Here is a 24,551-nt window from a genome sequence, read left to right as displayed (position 1 = left end):
AAAATATATGAAATGACTCCGTACAAATTCTATTTGGGTTTTTCAATTTTTGTGGAGTCATTTCCACTTATTCCAATTATTTTTGGTTTGAGGAAATGGAGATATTTATCCATAGGATTAAGGCTTTTCGTTGGTTTCCTTGTATCAGAATTAATCTTAAACGGTATTTCATACTATTATTATTATTTCATAGGTAACAATCTTATATTAGGTTATTTATATTCATTTTTCCAAGCTTCTTTTCTTTCATTACTATATATAGAGTTTTCAGAAATTAAGTTAGAAAAGAAAATTATTTTTTTCTTATTATTGCTAAGTCTTACCATTTTAGTAATGGATTGGATTCTAAATATTGAAAAGAATGATAATTATATATCAGCATTGATTATAAATTCATTTATAACTCTGACAAGTGGATATTATTTTTCAAAAAATATATTTTCAAACAAGAAAGATGATTTTATGGATAGTGATATGAAATTACTTTTTTCATTAATTTTAACTTTTCAATTTTTTATTAAGACGTTAGATATTTTTTTGGAAAAAAACTTACTTGAAACACTTAATAACGTCTTTTTATGGGTTCATTTAAGAGATATTTACTCTTACTTTATGCTCATTTCTCTTTTAATCCATTCTTATTTACTCCAAAAAATTAAAAGTAATGAGTAATAAAATCTATTCTTTTTTAATATGTTACTCAGTTTTTTTTGAGGCTTATTCAAATAGTTTATTACAAAAAGATAGTGATGTTCTTAAAATTACCGAATTTAAAACTCGTATTGGTATCCTAAGAAAAGACTCCATTTGGGATATTAATAAAGAGATTATATTGCCTACACTTCCTACTTATGTATTGGTATCAGTAGAAGATGTCAGTCCTAACCCAGACTTGATTTGTATTTTATATGAAAAAATCAAAATTTATGATACAATAAGAGTAGAAAACAACACAGTCAATTTCTTCAATCTTTCAGGAGGCAATTATGAACTCACTTTCATAAACCTAAAAAACAACAATCGAGCAAAAGTTAGTTTTTCAATCGAACCCGTTTTTTGGGAAAAATGGTGGTTTAGTCCGTTTGTGTTTTTAGTTATTTCAGTAGTATTAGGCGTCATCTTCTATTTCCTATCCCTAATCCGCCTACGCCAACAACTCCGCCTGCAATCCGTCCGCCATGAACTCGAAATTAAGGCACTTCGGGCTCAAATGAATCCGCATTTTATCTTCAATTGTATGAATACGATTGATGCGTATATTCTGAGGAAAAAGTTTTTGGAGGCTTCGGATTATCTGCAAAAATTTTCAAAATTAATTCGTAAAATCTTAGAAAACTCTGAAAGTCAAACCATTAGTATCGCACAAGAAATTCAAACGCTCAAACTTTATATTGAACTCGAACAAGAGCGTTTTGCTCATTCTTTTGTGTCTTATTTTGATGTTGAACCCGAATTGATTGCGAACGATTATCAGATTCCATCGTTGGTACTTCAACCTTTTGTTGAAAATGCTATCCTGCACGGAATCAGGCATTTAACTGAACGAAAAGGACTTATTTCGATTATTCTAAAGAAGATAAAGAATGAATCGGGAGAAGATATTTTGTTTTGCCAAATTCAAGATAATGGTGTTGGAAGGAAGGCTTCTTCGGTCATTAATGAACAGCGACAAGCAAGCCATAAATCGATGGGTGTCAATGTTACTTTGGAACGAATAAACACTTACCAAGCCATTTATGGAAGCAAAATGGAAACCGTTGTGAGTGATTTGGAAGAAGGAACAAAAGTGGAAATTAAATTACCTTTATTTATTGGTGATTTGTGATTGAGTGATTTGTGATTTTACGAGTCCGACAATTCAATAAATCACAACTCTCTCAATCACAATTTAGATGCCATGAACGCAATAATTATTGATGATGAAGTTTCTTGTATTGAATCTCTTTTGGCAAAAATTGAGCTGTTTGTGCCTTCTTTAAATGTTGTAAAAACCTATCTGCTGCCCCAAGAAGCGCTTCGAGAAATTGATAGAATGGACGTTGATGTTATTTTTTTGGACATTGAAATGCCTAATATGAACGGTATCACATTTGCACAAAAAGCTAATCTGACCTCCACCGAAGTTATTTTTACGACTGCCTACCAAAAATATGCCGTTGATGCTTTCAGAGTTTGTGCTTTTGACTTTTTGTTGAAACCCGTTGATAGAAAAGAGTTGGTAAATTCGGTTGAAAGATTAAATCAGAAACTACAAGAAAAGAACCTAAAACATTCCAGATTACAGGCAAAATATAATAAAATTACTGTTCATACACCTAAAGGAATGTTGTTTGTTCCGATTCAAGATATTTTATGGATTGAGTCGGACAATAGTTATTCAAAGCTGCATTTAATTGATAATCCGCCAATTGTAACAAGTCGTTCGATTGGTGATTTCGAGGAAATGCTTTTGGTTTATGATTTTTGTAGGATTCACCACTCTACCATTATCAATCTACAACATATCCACGAGTACGTGAAAGGCGATGGCGGCAGTGTTGTGTTATCGAATGGAAAAGAATTGGACGTTTCCCGACGACGTAAGGCTGATTTGATGAATTTGATTGGGGGATAGCATTCTCCACTTTCCCGCATTATTCCTCCACTTTCTACCCAAAATCCTCCACATTCAAATTCCCGTTTATTGGTTTTCTGATTTTTTCCAAATTTGATTCATAATCCCTTATGAACAATGGAAAATCTTAATCGCAATATTATCTATTCCACGAATGGAATATCGCCCGAAGAAATTATTTTCTTAGCGGCAGATGCCAATTATACCCGTGTCCATTTCACGAACGGCCGTAAAACTACCTACGCACGCACACTCAAATCCGTAGAAGGGCAATTTACGGATATTGGTTTTTTCAGAACCCACAAATCGTATTTGGTCAATCTCCAATTTTTCAAGGAAGTACACTGGGATAAGACAAACCCATTTATGGTTTTATCAAATGATTTTCGTGTGTCCATTTCCAGACGTAAACGGAGCGAACTCAGACGTACTTTGGATGCAATGGCGAGTGAAAATTGACTTTCATGTCCCTAATATTTGGGATATGAAGAAAAGAATTTAAGGATAAAATTTGTATTAATTATCTCTCAATTAATTTTTAAATAAATAGTGTCATGAAAAATCTTACCAAAACCTTAGTATCAATCTATGTGGCAATTATGATGATTGCGGTTGCTTGTAAAAAGGATGAACCTACGCCTACACCCGTCACAACGACCCCAACTACCACAACACCAGCAGTGAAAAGCACGGCAAAAGACATTACCAAATTTAGTTTTGCGGCTCTCAGCCCTTTGGTGGATGCAACGATTGATGCTACTACCAAGGCAATTACTGCCACCGTACCTGCTACAACGGATGTAACAAAATTAGTACCAACCATTACTATTTCGGATAAATCCACCATTTCGCCAGCTACGGGTGTGGCTCAGGATTTTTCTAAGGAGGTGAGTTATACGGTTAAGGCGGAGGATGGGGGTACGGTGGTTTATAAGGTGAATGTTACGAAACCTGCAGTTGCTCAAAGTTGTCAGTTGACAAGCATAACAGTCAATGATCAAAATGGGATTCTTAATGAAACCTTTGAATACGATACAGAGAAAAGATTAACTAAACGAACATCAAAAAATAGTACACAATTACTTGACACTAAAATAGCTTATATCTATGATAATGACGGTTTTCTGACACAAATAGCTTGGGAAAAAATGAATTCAAAAAGTGCTTCTGATAATTTCAAAAGAGTGAGTTCTTATACCTATAAAAATGGACGTTTAATCTTACAAGATATTAAACAAACTGCAAACGATGGCAAAGTATCATCTGGAAGCAGTACATACGAATACGAATCAGAAACCAGTGATAAACTTAAAAAAGTAGTTTATAAAGATGTTGTTACAGGAAGTGCAACTCCCGATACATTCATATTTACTAATGGAATACTATCCTCGTGGACTGACCCATACAACAGAACAAATACTATAAATGCAATGGGTTTAGTTACAAAATCAGCTCCGCTTGATGGCAAAAATGTACAAGAATGGAATTATGATGTTAATGGGCAGCCTATCAAATATGGTTATGTGCCAGCCAGTATCGAAAAAACATATACAAATATCAACGCTAAATATGATGATTTTGAATTATTGACTCGTGGACAATACTACCCATCTATATTTTGGCTTGGTCAAGATGCTGAAACAGTCTTTAATCCAAAAGGTTTTAAAGGTTTTCCTAATTTTAAAATATTCTTTTCTCTTACTGACAAGGGAACATACTTAATAAAAACCTACAAAAGTGGGACAGACGTAAGAACCTATGATTACAAAACTGATGTCAATGGGAATGTTACTTCATATACAATTACTTACTCAGAAGGTTCAAAAACAACAGGAACTTTTACTTATAAATGTAATTAATTTCAATTTTCGAAATAATTTAAACAAACAAAATCATGGCACAAATAACAAATTTAACAATTAGTATTGGAGGTTTAGAGTCCAGAATTTTAGGATTTCCCGTTTCCCTTGGTACTCCTGCTACTCCTCAAAATTGTAGGCGTGTTACATTAAATTTTTTGATGACATTTAGCCCGCAAGAGGTAGGACTCACATATCGTTTATACGCATTATTGTTTGCGAATGACAATAAACCTGAGGACACAGATGATGGAACTTACCCTTTTATTTTCGGTGAAGACGTTGGCTTAACAAAAATAGCAGAACTCGGAACAAATATAGGGTGGTCAATATTTCCAAAATCATACATAAATCTAACCGTTACAAATGTTTCTATGCCTTACACAATCAGTGATTATGTTTTAGAAAAAGCACTCAATGAGGATGATTTAGTAAATATTAGACCTATGGGTCCAGGCAACCCACCATTAGTTTATGAACATAAAGATGAACTTTTAGCAAGGATAATACTCAGTCAAGTAGCTGAGATTAAGAGCATTCCTCAGCCACTATAATTTTTTAATTCAAGGGCTGTTTACTTAATCAATTTTTTAAACAATCTAAACAAACAAGACAATGCCAAATAACACAATCACAGGAAAAATACAAGTCGGAAATACCGTCATGATGAGTGGAAGGTACAAATTAGACGTTCCTTCTCCTGATAATCTTGACAACTATTATATGCGTACTGCCGATATTATACTTGACCAAGATTTTACTGCAAAACCTACGGTAGTTGCCTCAATTCATCATCTAGATACGCCCGAACATCGTACAGAAGGCAATTCAGTACCATTTGTAATATCCAATATTGATATGGATTTAACGGTTTATGCTCCCAAAACCCGCATAATGATAATGGCAACACAGGTAGAGGTACATAGAATATCGTATGAATATTGGTGTGAGTATATCGTCATGGGTGAGGTATAAAAAATTCAACAAAGACAAGAGTAAAGTCTTTCTGCCCTTGTTGGTATTTTCACCAACAAGCTACCGTCCGAGTTATTAGTAAAAACACCAAAGGCGAAAATACAGCTACCAGAAAACAACTAAGCCAGAAGAACAAGCCCAAGACCTAAAATTAGAAATGAGATTTTATGGATTAGAAAAAAATGGTTTTATTCAATAAATACAACCCAGCTTATCTCAACTAATGTAAAATATCAAACAGAATGAAAACAACAAAATTACTAATAATCGCCATCTCACTTCTCATTTTTTCGTGCAAAAAAGATGAAGTAACTACCCCCGCAGATACTTGCAAAGTATCTATAATCGACCGTGGAAATGGCAACAAACATACTTATACCTACGATGTCACTGGGAAAGTTGCCACCATGTCCCGTGAATTTGATGGGTCAGGGTCGGGGAAGATTAGTAAGTATGTTTATACTTTCACTTACGACAATGCAGGATTACTCACAAAATCAGTTTGGACACTCGATGGTAAAGAAAATGGATCAGAAACGTACACCTACACGAGTGGAAAGATCTCGAAGGTAAGTTTTAAAGATGCAGCGGACAATGGCGGCACCAATAATTTGAAATACGATGAAGCAGGCAGGATTATTTATTTTTCGTACGAAACTGGCGACCCAAATTCTGATTTGATTCAATATTTTACTTATGATGCCAATGGGATTGCTACTAAAAAGGGCTTTAAAGGCTTTGATGGCAGTATTTATTTTGAAGTAGTAATCAAACCGATGGGAGTTGCCAAATCTCCAGAGCAATTATTGAGTAAATATAATCTGCCCTACGATGTGCTAACTGGCTATTCGTGGTCGGCAAATCAGGGTGGTATTGGTACAATTTATGAATCTTTTGAACCAGATAGTAATGGAAAACTTGTTTCTTCTGGAACCGAAAAAGTCACCAGTGTCAAGTTAGATTCTAAAGAATTTATTGCTGAAATTACCTCAATGGATGATGCAAAAATTAGCAGTACAGAACGTTATACCTTGACGAATTGTAATTAGATTTTCATCAATATCCACGTTCTGCGGAATTTAATGAGCCAAAAGCAAAAGGGTTACAAATACTTTATCGTATTAGTATCCCTTTTTGCTATTTGCTGACAAACGGATTTTACCATAATTTTAATCCCCAAAAAACGTTTCAATATTGAATATATGTCAATATGAGAATTGTCGTATTATATTTATAAATTTGTAATTCAGTTGATGTGCGTTCCATAACATCCACATTTAATATTCCCTTACCTAAAATACAGTATGTTTAAATTACAAAAAGGTCAGTATCAAATACTTATCGCAAGAATATGGAAATGGTCGGGCATTGGATTCGGGGCATTTTTATTATATATTTTGGCGGTACAATACAATCTTTTTTGGCTTTTTGGAGGAATGCCCAGCCTACAAGAGTTAGAAAATCCTAAGAGTCAGGTTGCTTCGGTTTTATATTCAGAAGATGGCGAAGAATTAGGGAAATATTTCCGTCAAAACCGTTCTCCCGTTGAATACGAAGAACTTTCTCCAAATCTTATCAAAGCGCTTCTGGCTACGGAAGATGCTCGTTTTACGCAACATTCAGGGATAGATTTACGCTCAACTTTCCGAGTAATTATCCATCTTGGTAGTGCGGGTGGTGGTAGTACTTTATCGCAACAATTGGCCAAAAACCTTTTTGATACTCGTCAAGCCGTTGAAGAAGACCCCGAAGAAGGCGAAAGTTATAAAGGAATATTAGCAAAAATTCCGCTCATTAGAACGTTAATTGCCAAAACAAAAGAATGGATTTTGGCAATTCGTTTGGAGAGTAGATATACAAAACAGGAAATTTTAAAGATGTATCTGAATGAAGTAGAATTCGGAAATAATGCCTACGGAATCAGAGTGGCTTGTCAAACTTATTTTGGCAAAAATATCAATAATGTATCCGAAAAAGAAGCCGCTACGTTGATTGGTATGTTGCAAAATCCTTCTTTATACGACCCACGCCGTCATCCAGAACGCTGTATGGTGCGTAGAAACGTCGTTTTGAGTCAGATGTATCGTTACGGATATATTTCTCAAGAAGAATCAGTTGATTTGCAAGGAAAAACATTAGGATTGAATTTTAAGGTAGAAAATCAAAATACCGGCGAAGCTCCTTATTTGCGTGAATCACTCAAAAAACAATTACAAGCCGTTATCGCCGATATTAATTCTACCCGTGATGAAGCCGATAAATTGAATCTTTATACCAGTGGTTTGAGAATTTATACGACCATCGATTCCAGAATGCAAGCCTACGCTCAAGTGTCGTTAGACAATCACATGAGAGACCAACAAAAAAAATTTTATGCGCACTGGAAAGGGCGTAATCCTTGGGTAGATGAAAATATGCACGAAATCAAGGGATTTTTGAAAGATGCCATGAAACGAACGCAACGATATAAAGCTTTGATGGTAGAACTAAATGGTGATGAAGATGCGGTGTGGAAAATATTAAAAACGCCTGTAAGAATGACCATTTTTTCTTATCAAGGTGACAAGGACACCACGCTATCGCCTTTAGATTCGATGAATTACTACAAAAGAATTCTGAATTGTGGCTTTATGGCCATGAATCCAAACGACGGACACGTGAAGGCTTGGATTGGTGGAATTAATTTCAAATTCTTCAAATTTGACCACGTTCGTCAGTCGAAACGTCAGCCAGGTTCAACTTTCAAGCCTTTTGTTTATGCGGCAGCTTTGGAAAATGGCGTGGCAGATTTATGTGATAATGTAGTGGACGAACCCGTAACGTTTGGACAAGAAGATGGTTTGACGGGAAAAACGTGGACTCCTCAGAATTCGGAAGGACATTATTCTTATGCCAGCATGACCCTTCGCCATGCCATGGGACTTTCAATTAATTCTATTTCGGCAAAATTAATGAAGCAATTAAAGCCTCATGCCGTGGCTGAATTTGCCAATCGTATGGGCATTCAAAGTCAGTTGAATGAAACGCCCGCCCTGTGTTTGGGAGCCAGTGAAGTGTCAGTTTATGAACAAGTGGCAGCTTATTGTACCTTCATGAATGAAGGCGAAAGAATCGACCCGATTTTGATTTTAAGAATTGAAGATAAAAATGGCAATGAATTGAAACGTTTTGAAACAACTTCCAAGAAAGTTATCAGTTCGGAAACTGCTTATAAAATGACGTATATGCTGAAAGGCGCAATTCAAGAACCCGGCGGAACGGCCCAAGGTTTGAATAGATACAACTGCACAAAAGGCAACGACATCGGAGCCAAAACGGGTACAACTTCCAATTATTCAGACGGTTGGTTTATGGGCGTAACCCAAAGTTTGGTGGCTGGCGTATGGGTTGGTGGCGACGACCGAAGCATTCACTACCGTAGTCTCGCTCTCGGACAGGGTTCAAGAATGGCCATGCCTGCCTACGGAAAATTCATGGATATGGTATATGCCGATAAATCTTTAGCCATTGCAGGATTTAAAAAAGAACCTTTCAGAAAGCCAAACGGAGCAGATTTGGGTTGCAATAGTTCGTATATCGTTACAGATTCAACGGGTGTTCAACAACAAGCCACCAAACCAAAGGAAGACGAGGAAGGATTTTTGAAGTAAGAAATTCCTATTACTCTATATAAATAAACCCACAATTGAGCGTGACCAATTGTGGGTTTATTTTGTTTTATCAAAACAAAATTTATGCAAAAATTTTATTCAAATCTAATTCAACATCGAGAAGGGTATCTTTTAATATTGGATTGGCAAGGGTGAATGTTTGATAACTTCGAGGAGTATCAAAAATATAAATTGTTTGGAAGACTGGCACTACAAGCCAAACCGTTTTAATGCCCAAATTGAAATATGGAAGAAATTTAGAAATTAATTCTTGCTCAGATTGACTTGGAGAAAGAATTTCAATTACTCCCTGTGGAACTTCTGTAATTTTAGTTTCATCATCAAACCAATCACTTTCTTGAACATTGAAAAAAGCTAAATCTGGGACTCTTGGACGTTCAAGCATTTGTAAGGTTGGTTCTGAAACAATATCAAAGCGATTTTCGTATTGATTCAAAAGTAATCTTCCAATACGCATTTGTAATTTTCCGTGGTTTCTGCTGGGCATAGGTTTATCTCGTTCAATTTCGTAGGGAGTCAGTTCTCTTTCTTCGGCTACGTTTTCTGTCACTAATTCCATAAGCGTTTTCGTTTTTTTCAAATATACGAAAAATCATATACTAATCACCAAAACACCGTAACTTTAAGGGCAAGAAATCCTCTTATGAAAAAATCACTAAACATAAAATCCAACGCCCAAACACCTAAGTACCAACAGATTGTGGATGAAATTATTGAACGAATCCAACAAGGTATTCTGAAAAGAGGAGACCAATTACCCACAATCAATGAAATAACAGGTCAATTGAAGGTTGCTCGCATGACGGCTATTCGTGCCTATGAAGAGTTGCGTGAAAGGGGAATTGTGGCTTCTCAACACGGAAAAGGATATTTTATAACTTCCACCGATGTACAAGCAACGATGCACGTTTTTGTGCTATTCGATGCTATGAATTCGTATAAAGAAATCCTTTTTCAAGCTTTAAAAGAATCATTGGGCGACCAAGTTTCTATCCATCTTTTCTTTCATTATCACGACTTAACGGTTTTTGAAAATGTAATTGTCAACAACCTCGGCAATTATAATTTCTACATCATTATGCCTCATTTTAACGAAGATATTTATGGAATCATTAAACAAATTCCGAAAGAAAAATTATTGATTTTGGATATTGATGTGGACAAGTTAGACAATACCTACGCTGTGCTTTATCAAGATTTTGAACGCAATTTTTATCAAGGTTTAAGTGATGCTTTGCCCATGATTGAAAAGTATGAAAGTCTGACCTTGTTTTTGAGTAAAAACCAGTTTCAATACACGCCAAAGGGTATTTTGAAGGGTTTTAAACGATTTTGCAAAGATCATAATATTAAACATGAAGTGGTAAATAACCTCCAATTCGACCATTTGGAAGAAGGCCATGCTTACTTTTTATTCTTAGAAAATGACTTGGTACGTTTTGTAAATTACGCCAATCGAAAGGGCTTGAAATTGGGGGAAAATATTGGACTTTTATCTTACGATGATACGCCCATCAAGGAAATTTTGGATGATAGTGGCATCACTACGATTTCCAATGATTTTGTTCAAATGGGTAAATTAGCGGGAAAGTTGGTTCATAGCCGACAAAAAGGGAAAATTGCCAGTGATTGTAAATTGATTGTGAGAGGGTCACTTTGATGAGTTGAGCTTCAAATGGTGTCATTGCGAACGCAGTGAAGCAACCTGTTGGATTAGTGAAAAGGCATTCTAATACCTTTCCTATTTTACTAACAGATTGCTTCGTTGTACTCGCAATGACAATCATCAACTACTAAATATACTGATTAATAATATTCTCAAACATCTCTTGTTTTCCGCTGGTTTGTTTTGGTTCTCCTGCTTCAAAAGCGAAGGCTCTTAAATCTTCCAAAGTCAACTTACCAGCTTCATAATCAGCCCCTTTTCCCGCATCAAAAGAAGCGTAACGGTTGGTACGAAGTTTTTTGTAAGGCGATTTTTTTAAGATATCATCTGCAATGACTAACGCTCTTGCAAAAGCATCCATTCCACCAATATGAGCCAAGAAAATATCATCTAAATCAGTTGAATTTCTACGAGTTTTTGCATCAAAATTGATACCTCCTTGCGTAATTCCACCTGCTTCTAAAATAATCAACATTGATTCTGCCAATTCATTCAAATTTGTCGGAAATTGGTCTGTATCCCAGCCATTTTGATAATCTCCACGGTTTGCATCAATGCTACCTAACATTCCCGTATCAGCCGCAACTTGCAATTCGTGTTGGAAAGTATGACCCGCCAAAGTAGCGTGATTTACTTCCAAATTCAACATAAAATCATTCTCTAAACCATGTTCTTTCAAGAAACCAATCACCGTTTCAGCATCATAATCATACTGGTGTTTGGTTGGCTCACAAGGTTTTGGTTCGATGAAAAATTTACCCGTAAATCCATTCTTACGAGCATAATCACGAGCAATCGTCAAGAAGCGTCCTAAGTGCTCTTTTTCACGTTTCATGTCAGTATTCAATAATGACATATACCCTTCACGACCACCCCAGAAGACATAATTTTCGCCACCCAAAGCAATGGTTGCATCAATCGCATTCTTTACTTGCGTACCTGCATGAGCCAAAACGCTGAAATCTGGATTGGTTGAAGCACCATTCATATATCTCGGATTCGAGAATACGTTGGCAGTTCCCCACAATAATTTCACGCCGCTTACCGCTTGTTTTTGTTTGGCATAATCAACAATGGCTTGCAAATTACCTTCGTATTCCGACAACGAACTTCCTTCATCCACCAAATCAATGTCGTGGAAACAGTAAAAAGGCGTACCGATTTTTGTCATAAATTCAAAAGCGGCATCCATTTTATCCTTCGCACGACCCACAATTTCATTTTTTGCATCCCATGGAAATGCTTTTGTTCCAGGTCCAAATGGATCAGCGCCCGTTCCACAGAAAGTATGCCAATAAGCCGTTGCAAAACGCAATTGGTCTTTCATGGTCTTGCCGCCAATAATACGATTTTCGTCATACCATTTAAACGCCATTGGGTTATCTGATTCCCTTCCCTCGAACTGAATTTTTCCAATTCCTGGAAAATATTCTTTGTCTCCTAATGTTAAATTTGCCATTTATTTTGAAAATATTGAATGTTTAGTTTTAAAGTGTTCTATACTGTTCTATAAAATTACTACAAAAGTATTATTACCTATATGAAAAGCAAAATTAATTGTATAAAATCTTAATTTGGATAAGTATAATACTATTTTTCATGAATAATGTTGGTAGAAAACTTAGCCTGTGGATAACATCAAAAAAGGTCATTGAATTAGATTTTCAACGACCTTTTGAATTTATAATATTTTAAACTTCCCGAAAGTAGAAATAACTTTCGGGAAGTTTCCCAAACATATATTTCTACTTCCTGAAATAACTCCGTGATGGATTAAACCAGCAATGAATATTGTTTCGGAAATTTCCCCAATCAAATTTCATTCTATAATCCTCTCTTTTTTCCCTGATAATCAACCACTTCCACCGATTTCACGTTTGGAGAAAGTAAAATACTTCTTGAAGATTGCGATAAAAATGAAGTACCATAACCCACTTCTACTTTACGAGTTTTTCCATTTTTTAGATGCTCAAAAACTACGGCATCGTTGGTTTTCAATGGTTTAGTTACTAAGGATTTTATGCCACCAAAAGTTTTTAAATCTGCCCGATTTTGGGTTGCCATTATCAAAGGATTTCCGTTAGAATTTGTTACTCTCACCAAGCCTTTTGCATCTCCCGAAACACAAAAAGCACTCTCCGAAAGTGTGGCTGGTTTGAAATTCCCAAGTCCGTCTCCTTTCAATAACAAACCATTAAAAGCATCCAAACGCCCCACCGAAACTTCATTTCCGTAATCATTACCTACCATCAAAACATCGAGGTTTCCATCGGCATCAAAATCCTCCACTAACATTCCGTTTATGGGAGCAGTTTGTGTCTGCATGGGTAAGGCTGAAACTTTAAACTTTCCTTCACCCAAATTTTCTATATAACTGGTTTTTAAATAATTAGCCTTCAATATAAACGCATCTTTCAGTTCTTCGGCTGATAAAACATCCTTAATCCCAGCGTTGGCAAACTTCTGATAGTTATCAAATTTCTTACGAATTGTATTCATTTGTTTTGCCAAATCATCCCGCCCGTGAAAGGTAACTTCCATGCGTTTACCTTCTTTATCGTGATAAAATACGGTTGGAATTGCATCAAAATTTCCATCTCCGTTAAAGTCTTTTGCGTAAACACTTACAGGGTATTCGTCAGAAGCTTGGTTGAGCGTATTCGTTCCCAAATTACCAGCGATATAATCCATGTCGCCATCATTATCAAAATCTCCCGCCGTCAAACTATTCCAAAAACCTACCTTACTCCCCAACGATTCTGTTGCACTTGGAGAAAACGATTTTCCTTTCGCATTTTTCAAAATCGTAATGGGCATCCACTCGCCCGCCAACATCAAATCCATCCAACCGTCATTGTCAATATCCGTCCAAAGGGCATCACAAACCAAACCAATATTTTTGAGATTTGGGGCAACTTGTTGGGTTACGTCAGTAAATTTCGGAAGTCCATTTTTTGAATCATTTCGTAAGATAAAACTACTCACGGGTGTTGGATAAGCATTCACTTCCATGCGCCCACCCACGAACAAATCTAAGTCGCCATCATGGTCAAAATCGGTGGCTTTTACGCACGAACCACTCTTTAAAAATTGGGGTAAAGCCGCTTTATTTTGCGTAAAATGACCTTTTCCATCATTTTCATAAAAACGGTCTTGATATTCAAGTGATTCTTTGGGAAGTTCATTACTGCCACCAACTACGTATAAATCAAGGTCGCCATCGAGGTCAGCATCAAAAAGGAGTACGCCCATATCTTCCGCCAATTTTGTGGCATCGGTTTCACCCAAAATCAAATCAGATTTTGTAAATTTTCCTGCTTTATTTTGAAGTAAAAAAGTACCCTTAAATTTTGATGAACCACCAATAAAAACGTCTTCCAGTCCATCCCCGTTTACATCGCCAACGGCAAGTGAAGGACCAAATTGAGAAAGTTTATGGGGTAATAATTTCTGAATATTAAAATCAATGGCATCTAATTCTTGATGAACATAATTAATTGACAGTGAATCACTTATATCTGAAAATACCGTCAACTGCCGACTACCAACTGCCAACTGCTGACTACTCACCGCCAATCTTTCATCAATAACCAAGACTTGATTAACATCCACATTTTTTAAAATTTGATATTTGCCGCTTTGCCAAGTCACTTTTATTTCATCAATTTTTTTAATTTTTCCTAAACCAAAATGCGCCACATTTTCGATGGTTGAAAGATAACCACGATAAGGTGTATTTTCGTAAATTTGATGTTGCCCTTTATCGTAAGAAATCTCAATAAAAGCCCCAATTCCGTTGATATTATTTTGCAAACCGTTCAATTTTACTCGCAAATAATTACTCTCTTCGGGTTTCATTTGAATAGAATTATTACGATAAACCGAAGCCGAATCATTGATATTATTAACCACATAATCCAAATCGCCATCATTGTCCAAATCAGCATAAGCCGCACCATTTGAAAAACTTGGCGTGTCCATTCCCCAATCTTTTGTTACGTTTTCAAAATTTAAGCCACCCTTATTTTTAAAGGCGTAATTTGAAATTTTCACCGCTGGAATTGATGGCAAAAGCATCATTGGCCCCATCAAATTGGCCATTTCGGCGTGATAAACCATAAAATCTTGGTCGGTAATATCTCTGGGAAAACCATTGGTAATAATGATATCTCTGAAACCATCATTATCAAAATCCGTTACCATCGGTGTCCAACTCCAATCGGTTTCGGCAATGCCCGCCAATAAACCCATTTCACTAAAAACAGGGTTTCCTGTCTTAGGATTTACCCCTTGATTTACCTGCAAAGTATTGCGTGGATATTGATAATTATAATGATATTTTTCGTTATTTTGATATCCCAAATAATTGTTGGCAGAGGTCATCATTTTCTTGCGATAATTGTCGGCTGGCATCATATCAACCGCCAAAATATCGACCAAACCATCGTTATTCAAATCCTCAATTTCATTTCCCATCGCTGAATAGGAAGTATGTTTTAGATATGCTTCGGCTTGGTCGGTAAAGGTGCCATTTTTGTTATTAATGTACAGCAAATCATTCGTCAAATAATCATTCGTAACATAAATATCTTTCCAGCCGTCACGGTTAATATCCGTAATATTTACGCCCAATCCGTAGCCTTCAATCAAGATTCCTGCTTCTTTGCTAACATTTGTATAAACGGGGTGATTAAGTGCTTTAGAGAAATCGTTACGGTATAATCTATCGGTTCGTTTTGACGAGCCATCTACTATTTTATCATGATATTTATTCGGGAAACGGTTATCGTCCATCTCATTTACGAGTACATATAAGTCCAAATCTCCGTCATTATCATAATCAAAAAACACGGAATTTGTGGTATGCGTAGTATCAGCAATGCCGTATTCTTGAGCCATTTCTTTGAAAATTGGCACACCATCTTTTCCCACTCCTTGATTCACATAAAGCATATTTGCCCGTTCTGAAGCTATTTTTTTAGCGGTTGCACTGACATAAATATCCAATAATTTATCATTGTTGATGTCCACCAAAGCAACGCCCGAACACCATTTTCCTTGGGCTTCAACGTTGGCTTTTTTGGAAACATCTTCAAATTTAAAGTCTCCTTTATTCAGGTATAATTTGTTATCTACTTGATTACCAGTAAAATAAACATCGACTAATTTATCGTTGTTGAAATCGCCCAAGGCTACACCTCCGCCATTATTTACGTACTCAAACGTAAGCACATTCATGGTGTCTAATTCGGTAATTCTGTTTGAAAAAGTGATGTTGGTTTCTTCGGCGGGCAGTTTTGTAAAGACCGTATCATTCCCACACGAGTACAGAAATAAAGAAGAGATTAATAACAAAAAAGGCAAATACTTAGCAGTCATAGATTGATAATTTACAAAAATTGTATTAGTTTTTCAGGGAAATTAACTATAAATTTAACATGATTTTATGTAAATTCTATAATATTTATGAGGGAAGTGCCGTAAAATTTAGTGGGACGTGATCAGTAAGCAAAAAAGAATGCTAATTCAAGATTTGGTAATGTGTAAAAAGAAGCCTTTGCTTTAAGGAAAGGCTTCTTTTTACACCTTGATAAAACAAAAGTTTGAAATCACAAACTCTCTTATCGCCTCTCCCACTCTAATTGTTTCGAGTTCATATATTCCGAGGGCGTGATGTTGAATTGTTTTTGAAAATTTCGGGCAAAATTGCTTTGAGAGCTAAATCCAACCATATACGAGACTTCAAAAATTTTATAATTTCCCTCCGCTAATAGTTCAGCGCCTCTTTTCAAGCGGGTAATATTGATTAATTCGATGGGCGTTAAGACTGAAATAGCTTTGATTTTTCGATATAAGGTGATGCGACTCATATTCATAATTTGAGCCAATTTCTCAACGTCCAAATCCGTATCTTCTAAATTTCGATTGATGGTTTCATGAAGGGTTTCTAAAAATAATTCATCTGATTTTGAGTGAGCCATACTTTTAATGTGAATCAGCGGAGAACTCGCAAAATACTCACGAATAATATTTCTGTTGTTTAACAAGCTGGCAATTTGGGCTTGAAGATGTTCTTTAGAAAATGGTTTTTCGATGTAAGCATCCGCCCCTAATTCGAGTCCTTCTACTTTGGCTTGAATACTATTTTTTGCCGTTAAAAGAATCACAGGAATGTGTGAATATTCAAAATTCGATTTCATTCTTCGGCACAATTCAAAGCCATCCATTATGGGCATCATCACGTCAGAAATCACTAATTGCACCGTCTCTTTATCCAAAACCGTCAAGGCATCTTGTCCATCTTTAGCTTTGGCGATTGTGTATTTTGATTTCAGTATTCTCTCTAAAAATTCAAGAATTTCTTCATTATCATCCACGAGTAAAATAATTGGCAGCATAGCTAAAATAGTTTGTTAGAGTTTAAGTTTTTTTAATTTTAGAATAAAAATTACAAATTTTATCCTTGATTTTCAAAAAGTTACTGAAATTTACCGAAATAACAAAACGTATTATTCACTACTTTCCTTTAATGGGTAAATTGGCAAATTAAGCACAAATACAATTGAGTTATCGTCGGTTTCTTTCAAATACAAATCGCCATTTAATAGTTCCGTTAGCGACCTTGCCAGCGCCAAACCAATACCCGTTCCTTCTTGTTTGGATTCCTTTAATCGATAGAAAGGTTCAAAAATTTTCTCCTTCATTTCGAGCGGAATTTTCAATCCATCGTTCTCAAATTCAATGATAAGGTGGGTAGAATTTTGACTTATGGGCAACATACTAATCGCCACTTTCTGATGGGCAAATTTTACGGCATTATTAAAAAGATTACTAAAAATTTTGTTCAGTGCTTCTTCATCAGCAAAGGCAAAGATATCATTCGGAGGACAACTAATGGTATAATTGATTTTTCTTTTTTTAGTCAATGAAGTAAAGTTCAGATATGATTCGTGCAGCAATTCTGTCACATTTACTTTCACAAAATCAAGGCTAAAACTTTTTGATTCTACCTTTCTAAAATCCAAAATCTGGGTTACTAAGGCAATCAACCGATTGGTATTTCTATCCATCAAAACGACATCTTGCTTTATTTGAGGCACCTCGTCCATTTGTTCCAAAAGATTCTCGATGGGGCCTTTTATCAACGTCAAAGGCGTTCTAATTTCGTGGGCTAAATTCGTAAAAAAATCAATCTTTGCTTCATAAATCTCCTTCTCTTTTTTATCTTCAATGATGGTATGATAACTTGAAAATAAATAGTAAATCAAAATGGCCATGACAATTCCGTAAAAAATAAACGCCCACCAAGTTGCCCACCACGGAGGTAAAATTATGATTGTCAAGCATTTATCTTTTTTACTCCAATTACCATTGATGGAGGCTCTTAATTTGAAAACATATTCTCCTGGCGACAAACTGGTAAAATAGACTTTGCGATTGGGCTTTATTTCGGTCCATTCTTTGTCCAACCCTTCCATGAAATAACTAAAAATGGTCATTTCAGGAGAAGTAAAACTTAGGGTTGTGAAATCAATATTGAAAGAAGATTTATCGTGGGGTAAGGTAATTTCGTCGGTATATAGAATAGATTTTTTCAAGAAAGAATTCTCGTCGCCAATTTCCTGTTCTTTATTTTCTACGCTGAAATCGGTAATAAAAATGGGTGCCGATGTAATTTCCTTTAAAACATCGTTAGGATTAAAGGTTATCATTCCTTTGATACTGCCAAAATACATATTTCCTTGGGCATCTTTATACCCAGAATTATAATTGAATTGGTCGCTCAAAAGGCCATTATCTTTGGTATAGTAGGTTACAACGCTATTATTTGCTGGATTAAAATTCGCCAATCCACGGGAAGTAGCAATCCATAAAGTCTTTTTATTATCTTCCAATACCTTCACCACAAAATTACTCGGCAATCCATTTTTCATGGTTAGCGAAGTGAGTGTTTTTCTATCTCGACTAAGTTTACAAAGTCCACCCCCCTCTGTCGAAAACCACAAACAATGGTTACTATCCTCAAGAATCGTATTGATGTTATTATTGGTAAGAGAATTCGGGTTTTTAGGGTCATTGAATAAATACCCTTTTGCTTTCGTACGTGGATTGAAGTAATAGACCCCTCGGTCGGTCCCAAACCAAATTGTTCCGAAACTATCTTCCAATATTGAGCTGGTAAAATGATTGATGGATGGTTCGGTTACAAGTTCAAAACCATCCATTTTTACATTATATTTTACCAAAGAATTGGCCGTTCCAACAAAAATTTGTCCTAATTTGGTTTGAAATATGTTTACAATAAAGTTATTTTTTAAATCATATTTGCCCGGCCCAGCGTTAAAATGTTTTTTCACTTTGCCAGTTTCGATGTCCATAATATCAAGCCCATGTTCAAAAGTACCAATCCATAAATCATTCCCAACATTCAAAAGTCCTTGAATATTGGAATAAGCCACACTTCCTTTTTTCCCATCGGGGATAAATTGCGTAATTGCCCCCGTTTTAGGATTCAGTTTATTCAAACCAGCATCTTCTGTTCCTACCCAAATATTCCCAAATTTATCAGGACAAATTTCCCTAATTACGTTGCCACTGAGTGACTTTTTGGAATTATCCGCAAATTTCTTTTCAAATAAAGAGTTTCTTTTTGAATAATAATTAATTCCTCCAAAGAACGTTCCCGCCCAAATACTTCCTTCATTGTCTTTACAAATCGAATAAACAGCATTATCCGTGAGCGAAAAAGGGTCAAGAAATTTCTTTTTGAGGTTGATAGATTGATTCGTTGAAGTATTCAGGATAAAAATACCCGACTCGGTGGCAAGCCATAATTCGTTGCCAAAATATTGTTTAATATCACGCACGTGGATAATGCTTTTGGCTGCATTAATTGTCAAAATATCTTGATAGGTTTCAGAAGGAATATCAAATTTCTTTAATCCTTGATTGACAGTTCCTACATACACCGTTTCAGTACCTAAGCAATAAATTTTTTGGATAACTTGAGATGAGGTTTTTAGTGAATGTGCAAAAACATGATAGCCTTTAAATGTATCCGTTTTAGCATCAAACTTTTGCAAAAAACCATCTTTTGTACCTACCCAAATTTGCCCTTTCGTATCCAAAGAGATAGAAGAAGCAGGAAAATAAACAGAGGTTGGATATTTTATCAGTTTTTTAGTTTGCAGATTATAGCGAAACAAAGTAGCGTAAGAAATAAACCAAATTTGGTTACTATTATCTATTTGAATCGAATTGATTTCTTTGAGTGAATCTATCACACTTATCAGCGATTCTTTTTGATAGTCGTAGAAACATAATCCCTTAGAACTTCCCACCCACAAAGTCCCTTTTTTATCCGCCAATATACAATATATCAAGTCTGGAACTAAGGAATTTTTGGCATTATTTATCTTAAATGTTTTAAAATAATAGCCATCAAAACGGTTTAATCCATCTTTTGTACCAAACCACATAAAACCATTTTTATCCTGAATACTACAATAAATTGCGTTGTTTGAAAGCCCATTTTCAACTTGATAATGTCTAAAAAAATAAGGTTGAGCAATCGTAATGAAGGAAGAGAAAGTTATGGTTGCTACAAAAAGCAAAATCGTTAGGTTATGTTTTTTACTTTTCAAGAGGATGATGAGTTAATTATACGGGTCTTATTCTTGGCAATATAAAGTTATAAAAATAAGAACCAAACCAGATTATGTGAAACATTTTGTTGAAATAATGATACTTTTTGAATCAATTATGTATAAAACTAAATCTAATTTTGCATTCAATTCAAATCAGCTAATTAAATCACAAATTATTATTTGAATAGTTATTTAATATACACTTTTAAAGCACCTCTAAAAACCTTAATAACAAATAAGATTGGGTATTTTAAAGAAAACGGGGTCATTATTGACCCCGCATTTCTTCTAAGTATTTGACTAAAAAATACTTAGTTAATACACGGTACTATTAAATGTAAAATATATTATTAAATCACCATAAAGTGAAACATTTTAACAAAATAATGATACAAAATGAATAATATTAAACAATTTATAATCTTAAATTTGTATGATTATTTTAAGAATAAATAGCTCTAAATGAATATAATAAAGACAAGCCATATTAAAAAACCATTTACCCTTCACTTATAAACCAATATAATTTTTACGCTTTCGTGCATTGTGATATTCGGTTTTGTAAAAGCTTTGAATGTGGAAAATCAGTATTAAGTAGCCTTTATATAAAAATCCTATCATGCTACTATACTACGAAATCTGCTAAAAATTTTGGTTACACGCTAACACAAAAATCTAAGGTCAATCTCTGCACTCATTACTCATTTCACTCGCAAATGCAAGAATTAAGCTATCACAATCATCATTTATTGATAATTAAAAATTAGTAATATTCTAAAAACTAACAACTTTTCCGGTATTCTTGGCCTATTATCTACGTGATAAATGAGCCTCTTTCAGCTCAGGTTGTAGTTTATAAATACGCTAATCAAACGATTTTACCAATTTTCACATTTTTTAAATTCAAATCTAACTTTTATGAAAAACAAACATTTACGACAAAGTATGTTTTTGTTACTTGCGTTTTTGAGCTTCAGTACATTTGCTCAAAATAAAAAAGTAATAGGAAAAATTACTGACAAACCCAGTGGGCAAGGAATCCCAGGCGCTTCAGTAATTATTAAAGGAAGTACTACAGGAACAACAACCAATGCCAACGGAGAATTTTCGGTTACTGTAAAAGATGATAACGCCATTTTGCAAATTTCATCAGTAGGGTTTATTTCACAAGAATTGAAAGTAGGAAGTCAGTCTAATATCGCACTTACTTTATTAGAAGATGTAGCCAATTTATCCGAAGTAATTGTAACAGGATACGGTACACAATCTAAACGAGATATTACGGGTGCCGTTGCCACCATCCAAGCAAAAGATTTACAATCGGTTCCAGCCACCACGTTTGCACAAATGATGCAGGGACGTGCTTCTGGATTAAGCGTTGTGAACGATGCCACGCCTGGAGGTGAAGCAACCGTGAGGATTCGTGGATTCGGAACGATTGGTAATAACGACCCTCTCTACGTAATTGACGGTGTGCCAACGGAAAGTCAAGGAAACTTGAATCCAATGGATATTGAGACGATTCAAATTCTGAAAGATGCTTCATCAGCATCAATTTATGGTTCAAGAGCTGCCAATGGGGTAGTTATTATTACCACAAAAAAAGGAAAACCAGGAGAAGTTAAGGTTTCTTTTTCAACGTATCAAGGTTCGCAAACAACCGCCGAGAATGTGCAGGCACTGAATGCAAAAGAGTTAGGTTCATATTTGTATTTGGCGGATAAATATGCGGGTAAAGCACCTTCACATGGTCAATATACTTTTGGAGCAAACGGTGAAGTATCGATTCCTGCCTATGTTTTCCCAAGTGCGGGGAAAGAGGGAACTGCGGCCGTTGACCCTAAGTTATATTCTTTAACGCCAAGTAACATCTATGCGATTACAAAAGCAGCAGATACCAATTGGTGGAACGAATTGACTCGTACAGCACCCATCAGAAATTACCAATTATCGGCCACTGGTGGTTCTGAAAATGGTCGTTTTGCCTTGTCTTTGGGTTATTTCAACCAAGAATCAGTTGTGAAATTTGTGGGATATGAACGTTATACACTTCGAGCAAATACTGAATTCTCCGCCATGAAAAAACGTCTTCACGTGGGGGAAAACTTCTCGGCATCCTTGGATAATCGTAAAGGCGGTTTTGGTAACAATGATGAACAGAATGCTGTTTCTGGTTCTTACAAACACCATCCGCTGCTTCCAATCTACGACATTGCCGGAAATTTTGCGGGTAGCCGTGGCGCAAACTTAGGGAATAACTCAAATCCCTACGCAACGCTATCTCGTGAGCAGGATAATTTCACGTATCGCTTGCGTGCTTTTGGTAACGTATATGCTGAATATGACATTCTTCCCGACCTTAAAGTTAAAACAAGTTTTGGCGTGGACATTAATACAAATCGTGGACGTTACATCGGCCGTGCCAATCCAGAATATATTGAAGGTAGCTTTAATAATGGTTCAACTTCAACCAATAGCTATTTCTTTGCATGGACGTGGACAAACACGCTTTCTTATTCAAAAACCTTCAATAAAGTTCACAAATTTGATGCTTACGTAGGTTTAGAAAGTATTAAAGAAACAGGTGAAGCATTCAGTGCAAGCAGAAATGGTTATGCTTTTGAAACCAATCCAATTATCAGTTATTTAGATTTAGGAGATCCAACGAAGGTTTCAAACGGTGGTAATATTTTCAGAGATTATACTTTATATTCTCAATTTGGGAAACTGAATTATGGTTACAAAGACAAATATTTGTTCCAAGCCATTCTTCGTAATGACCAATCTTCTCGTTTCTTACAAGCCTCTCGTAACGCAGTTTTCCCTGCCTTCAGTTTAGGTTGGAGACTTTCAGAGGAAGGGTTTATTAAAAATGAACTTCCAGTAATTGATGATTTGAAATTACGTTTTGGATACGGACAAACGGGTAATCAAAAAATTGGTGACTATAACGCCTATACAACCTACCGTGCGGATATTTTTCACGCTGGTTATCCAATTGACGGTTCATCAAGTAGCCCAAAAATTGGGTATGATACACAGGCTTACGGTAATCCAAAAGCGAAATGGGAAACCACTACTTCTTCAAACGTTGGAATAGATGCTTCTTTATTTAAAAGTAAACTTGCCGTAGAAATTGATGTGTGGACTCGTAAAACATCGGATATGCTATTCACAATTCCGAATACATTTACGGCGGGTGATGCCAGTGCAGCGGCTTTCAACGTAGGCGCCATGACTAATAAAGGGGTAGATATTGGTTTGAATTATCGTAATTCAACGGCTGGTGGTATTCGTTACAGCGTGGGAGCGAATTATTCAACGTATCGCAATACCGTTGATAAATTAGATGAAAGTCCAACAACAAAATATTTTGGAAATAGCTCTCGTGTTCCCGCCGTTACTTTAACGCAAGCAGGTTTACCAATTTCTTCTTTCTTTGGCTATAAAGTATTAGGTATTTTTCAATCGGACGAAGAAGCAAAAGCCTGGGCTCCTTATGCAGATGGTTACAATAAAGCGGGTAAATTCAAAATGGCGGATATTAACGGGGATGGTAAAATTGATGATGCTGACCGTACCGTTATTGGAAATCCCCACCCTGATTTTGTATATGGTTTAAGTTTGACTTTAGGCTATAAAGCATTTGATTTAACTGTTTTTTGTAATGGAACGCAAGGAAATGATGTATTCAATTATACTCGTTATTTCTCTGATTTCAATACTTTCCAAGGCAATCGCTCGAAACGTGCTTTGTATGATGCTTGGCAACCAACTAATAAAGGCGGTACTGTGCCAATCATGGATGCTAACGATCAAGTAAGTAGCCGCCCTTCCAGTTATTTCATTGAAAAAGGTTCGTATTTCAGAATCAAGAATATTCAATTGACTTATACAATGCCTTCAAGGATTGCTAATACCATCGGTTTTGCCAATGTTCAAGCATACCTTCAAGTTCAAAATTTAGCAACTTTCACCAAATACACTGGCTTAAATCCAGAAATTCAAACAGGAAATGATAACACATTGAGTTTTGATGGTGGTTATATGCCTGTTTCAAGAACACTTACTGCTGGTTTAAACGTAGGATTCTAATTTTTTCTTACGAACAGTTATTAA

Annotated in this window: 16 protein-coding genes; 11 read left to right on the top strand and 5 right to left on the bottom strand. The window is 35.7% G+C overall.

Features of this window, described 5'->3' with window-relative positions:
* Nucleotides 1-12 precede the first annotated feature (12 nt).
* The 9 genes from AC1W31_RS00590 to AC1W31_RS00550 all read left to right on the top strand — a co-directional run bounded on the left by AC1W31_RS00590 (nucleotide 13) and on the right by AC1W31_RS00550 (nucleotide 9,098).
* Complete coding sequence (locus AC1W31_RS00590) at nucleotides 13-672, top strand: hypothetical protein (RefSeq protein ID WP_481732445.1); 660 nt, start codon at nucleotides 13-15, stop codon at nucleotides 670-672.
* Nucleotides 665-1,825, top strand: coding sequence for a sensor histidine kinase (locus AC1W31_RS00585; RefSeq protein ID WP_481732444.1), 1,161 nt, complete (start codon nucleotides 665-667; stop codon nucleotides 1,823-1,825). The genes AC1W31_RS00590 and AC1W31_RS00585 overlap by 8 nt, the downstream gene beginning before the upstream one ends.
* Nucleotides 1,826-1,897: 72 nt before the next feature.
* Nucleotides 1,898-2,614 carry a LytR/AlgR family response regulator transcription factor gene (locus AC1W31_RS00580; protein ID WP_481732443.1) on the top strand — a complete coding sequence of 239 codons (717 nt, stop codon included), beginning with the start codon at nucleotides 1,898-1,900 and terminating at the stop codon, nucleotides 2,612-2,614.
* Nucleotides 2,615-2,731: 117 nt separating this feature from the next.
* A complete protein-coding gene (locus AC1W31_RS00575) occupies nucleotides 2,732-3,073 on the top strand; it encodes a LytTR family DNA-binding domain-containing protein (RefSeq protein ID WP_481732442.1) in 342 nt (113 codons plus the stop codon).
* Between the two features lie 95 nt (nucleotides 3,074-3,168).
* Nucleotides 3,169-4,473 (top strand): hypothetical protein, encoded by a 1,305-nt coding sequence (locus AC1W31_RS00570; protein ID WP_481732441.1) that lies wholly within the window; start codon nucleotides 3,169-3,171, stop codon nucleotides 4,471-4,473.
* Between the two features lie 35 nt (nucleotides 4,474-4,508).
* Nucleotides 4,509-5,027, top strand: coding sequence for a hypothetical protein (locus tag AC1W31_RS00565; protein ID WP_481732440.1), 519 nt, complete (start codon nucleotides 4,509-4,511; stop codon nucleotides 5,025-5,027).
* 61 nt (nucleotides 5,028-5,088) lie between these two features.
* Complete coding sequence (locus AC1W31_RS00560; protein WP_481732439.1) at nucleotides 5,089-5,448, top strand: hypothetical protein; 360 nt, start codon at nucleotides 5,089-5,091, stop codon at nucleotides 5,446-5,448.
* A gap of 242 nt (nucleotides 5,449-5,690) precedes the next feature.
* Nucleotides 5,691-6,497, top strand: a complete 807-nt coding sequence (locus AC1W31_RS00555) for a hypothetical protein (protein ID WP_481732438.1) — start codon at nucleotides 5,691-5,693, stop codon at nucleotides 6,495-6,497.
* A gap of 255 nt (nucleotides 6,498-6,752) precedes the next feature.
* Nucleotides 6,753-9,098, top strand: a complete 2,346-nt coding sequence (locus AC1W31_RS00550) for a penicillin-binding protein 1A (protein WP_481732437.1) — start codon at nucleotides 6,753-6,755, stop codon at nucleotides 9,096-9,098.
* An 82-nt stretch (nucleotides 9,099-9,180) separates the two neighbouring features.
* Here AC1W31_RS00550 and AC1W31_RS00545 read toward each other — a convergent pair whose 3' ends face one another.
* A complete protein-coding gene (locus AC1W31_RS00545) occupies nucleotides 9,181-9,678 on the bottom strand; it encodes a Uma2 family endonuclease (RefSeq protein ID WP_481732436.1) in 498 nt (165 codons plus the stop codon).
* Between the two features lie 84 nt (nucleotides 9,679-9,762).
* On the opposite strand from AC1W31_RS00545, the gene AC1W31_RS00540 reads away from it, so the two are divergent.
* Nucleotides 9,763-10,779, top strand: a complete 1,017-nt coding sequence (locus AC1W31_RS00540) for a GntR family transcriptional regulator (protein WP_481732435.1) — start codon at nucleotides 9,763-9,765, stop codon at nucleotides 10,777-10,779.
* Nucleotides 10,780-10,912: 133 nt separating this feature from the next.
* Here the strand turns inward: AC1W31_RS00540 and xylA are convergent, their stop codons facing one another.
* The 4 genes from xylA to AC1W31_RS00520 form a co-directional block, all read right to left on the bottom strand.
* Entirely contained in the window at nucleotides 10,913-12,244 is a 1,332-nt protein-coding gene (gene xylA, locus AC1W31_RS00535; RefSeq protein WP_481732434.1) for a xylose isomerase, read from the bottom strand.
* Nucleotides 12,245-12,609: 365 nt separating this feature from the next.
* A complete protein-coding gene (locus AC1W31_RS00530) occupies nucleotides 12,610-16,164 on the bottom strand; it encodes a CRTAC1 family protein (protein ID WP_481732433.1) in 3,555 nt (1,184 codons plus the stop codon).
* Between the two features lie 242 nt (nucleotides 16,165-16,406).
* Nucleotides 16,407-17,183, bottom strand: a complete 777-nt coding sequence (locus AC1W31_RS00525) for a response regulator transcription factor (protein ID WP_481732432.1) — start codon at nucleotides 17,181-17,183, stop codon at nucleotides 16,407-16,409.
* A 111-nt stretch (nucleotides 17,184-17,294) separates the two neighbouring features.
* Entirely contained in the window at nucleotides 17,295-20,429 is a 3,135-nt protein-coding gene (locus AC1W31_RS00520) for a ligand-binding sensor domain-containing protein (RefSeq protein WP_481732431.1), read from the bottom strand.
* Nucleotides 20,430-21,350: 921 nt separating this feature from the next.
* Between AC1W31_RS00520 and AC1W31_RS00515 the strand changes: the two genes are divergently transcribed.
* Nucleotides 21,351-24,527, top strand: a complete 3,177-nt coding sequence (locus AC1W31_RS00515) for a SusC/RagA family TonB-linked outer membrane protein (RefSeq protein ID WP_481732430.1) — start codon at nucleotides 21,351-21,353, stop codon at nucleotides 24,525-24,527.
* Nucleotides 24,528-24,551 lie beyond the last annotated feature (24 nt).

The sequence above is a fragment of the Arcicella sp. genome (assembly GCF_964672035.1).
This window is presented reverse-complemented; position numbering and strand designations above follow the sequence as displayed.

Bases quoted from the DNA above. Each gene is read 5' to 3' on its own strand.
- AC1W31_RS00590 (WP_481732445.1), top strand. From the start codon at position 13: ATGACTCCGTACAAATTCTATTTGGGTTTTTCAATTTTTGTGGAGTCA.
- AC1W31_RS00585 (WP_481732444.1), top strand. From the start codon at position 665: ATGAGTAATAAAATCTATTCTTTTTTAATATGTTACTCAGTTTTTTTT.
- AC1W31_RS00580 (WP_481732443.1), top strand. From the start codon at position 1,898: ATGAACGCAATAATTATTGATGATGAAGTTTCTTGTATTGAATCTCTT.
- AC1W31_RS00575 (WP_481732442.1), top strand. From the start codon at position 2,732: ATGGAAAATCTTAATCGCAATATTATCTATTCCACGAATGGAATATCG.
- AC1W31_RS00570 (WP_481732441.1), top strand. From the start codon at position 3,169: ATGAAAAATCTTACCAAAACCTTAGTATCAATCTATGTGGCAATTATG.
- AC1W31_RS00565 (WP_481732440.1), top strand. From the start codon at position 4,509: ATGGCACAAATAACAAATTTAACAATTAGTATTGGAGGTTTAGAGTCC.
- AC1W31_RS00560 (WP_481732439.1), top strand. From the start codon at position 5,089: ATGCCAAATAACACAATCACAGGAAAAATACAAGTCGGAAATACCGTC.
- AC1W31_RS00555 (WP_481732438.1), top strand. From the start codon at position 5,691: ATGAAAACAACAAAATTACTAATAATCGCCATCTCACTTCTCATTTTT.
- AC1W31_RS00550 (WP_481732437.1), top strand. From the start codon at position 6,753: ATGTTTAAATTACAAAAAGGTCAGTATCAAATACTTATCGCAAGAATA.
- AC1W31_RS00545 (WP_481732436.1), bottom strand. From the start codon at position 9,678: ATGGAATTAGTGACAGAAAACGTAGCCGAAGAAAGAGAACTGACTCCC.
- AC1W31_RS00540 (WP_481732435.1), top strand. From the start codon at position 9,763: ATGAAAAAATCACTAAACATAAAATCCAACGCCCAAACACCTAAGTAC.
- xylA (WP_481732434.1), bottom strand. From the start codon at position 12,244: ATGGCAAATTTAACATTAGGAGACAAAGAATATTTTCCAGGAATTGGA.
- AC1W31_RS00530 (WP_481732433.1), bottom strand. From the start codon at position 16,164: ATGACTGCTAAGTATTTGCCTTTTTTGTTATTAATCTCTTCTTTATTT.
- AC1W31_RS00525 (WP_481732432.1), bottom strand. From the start codon at position 17,183: ATGCTGCCAATTATTTTACTCGTGGATGATAATGAAGAAATTCTTGAA.
- AC1W31_RS00515 (WP_481732430.1), top strand. From the start codon at position 21,351: ATGAAAAACAAACATTTACGACAAAGTATGTTTTTGTTACTTGCGTTT.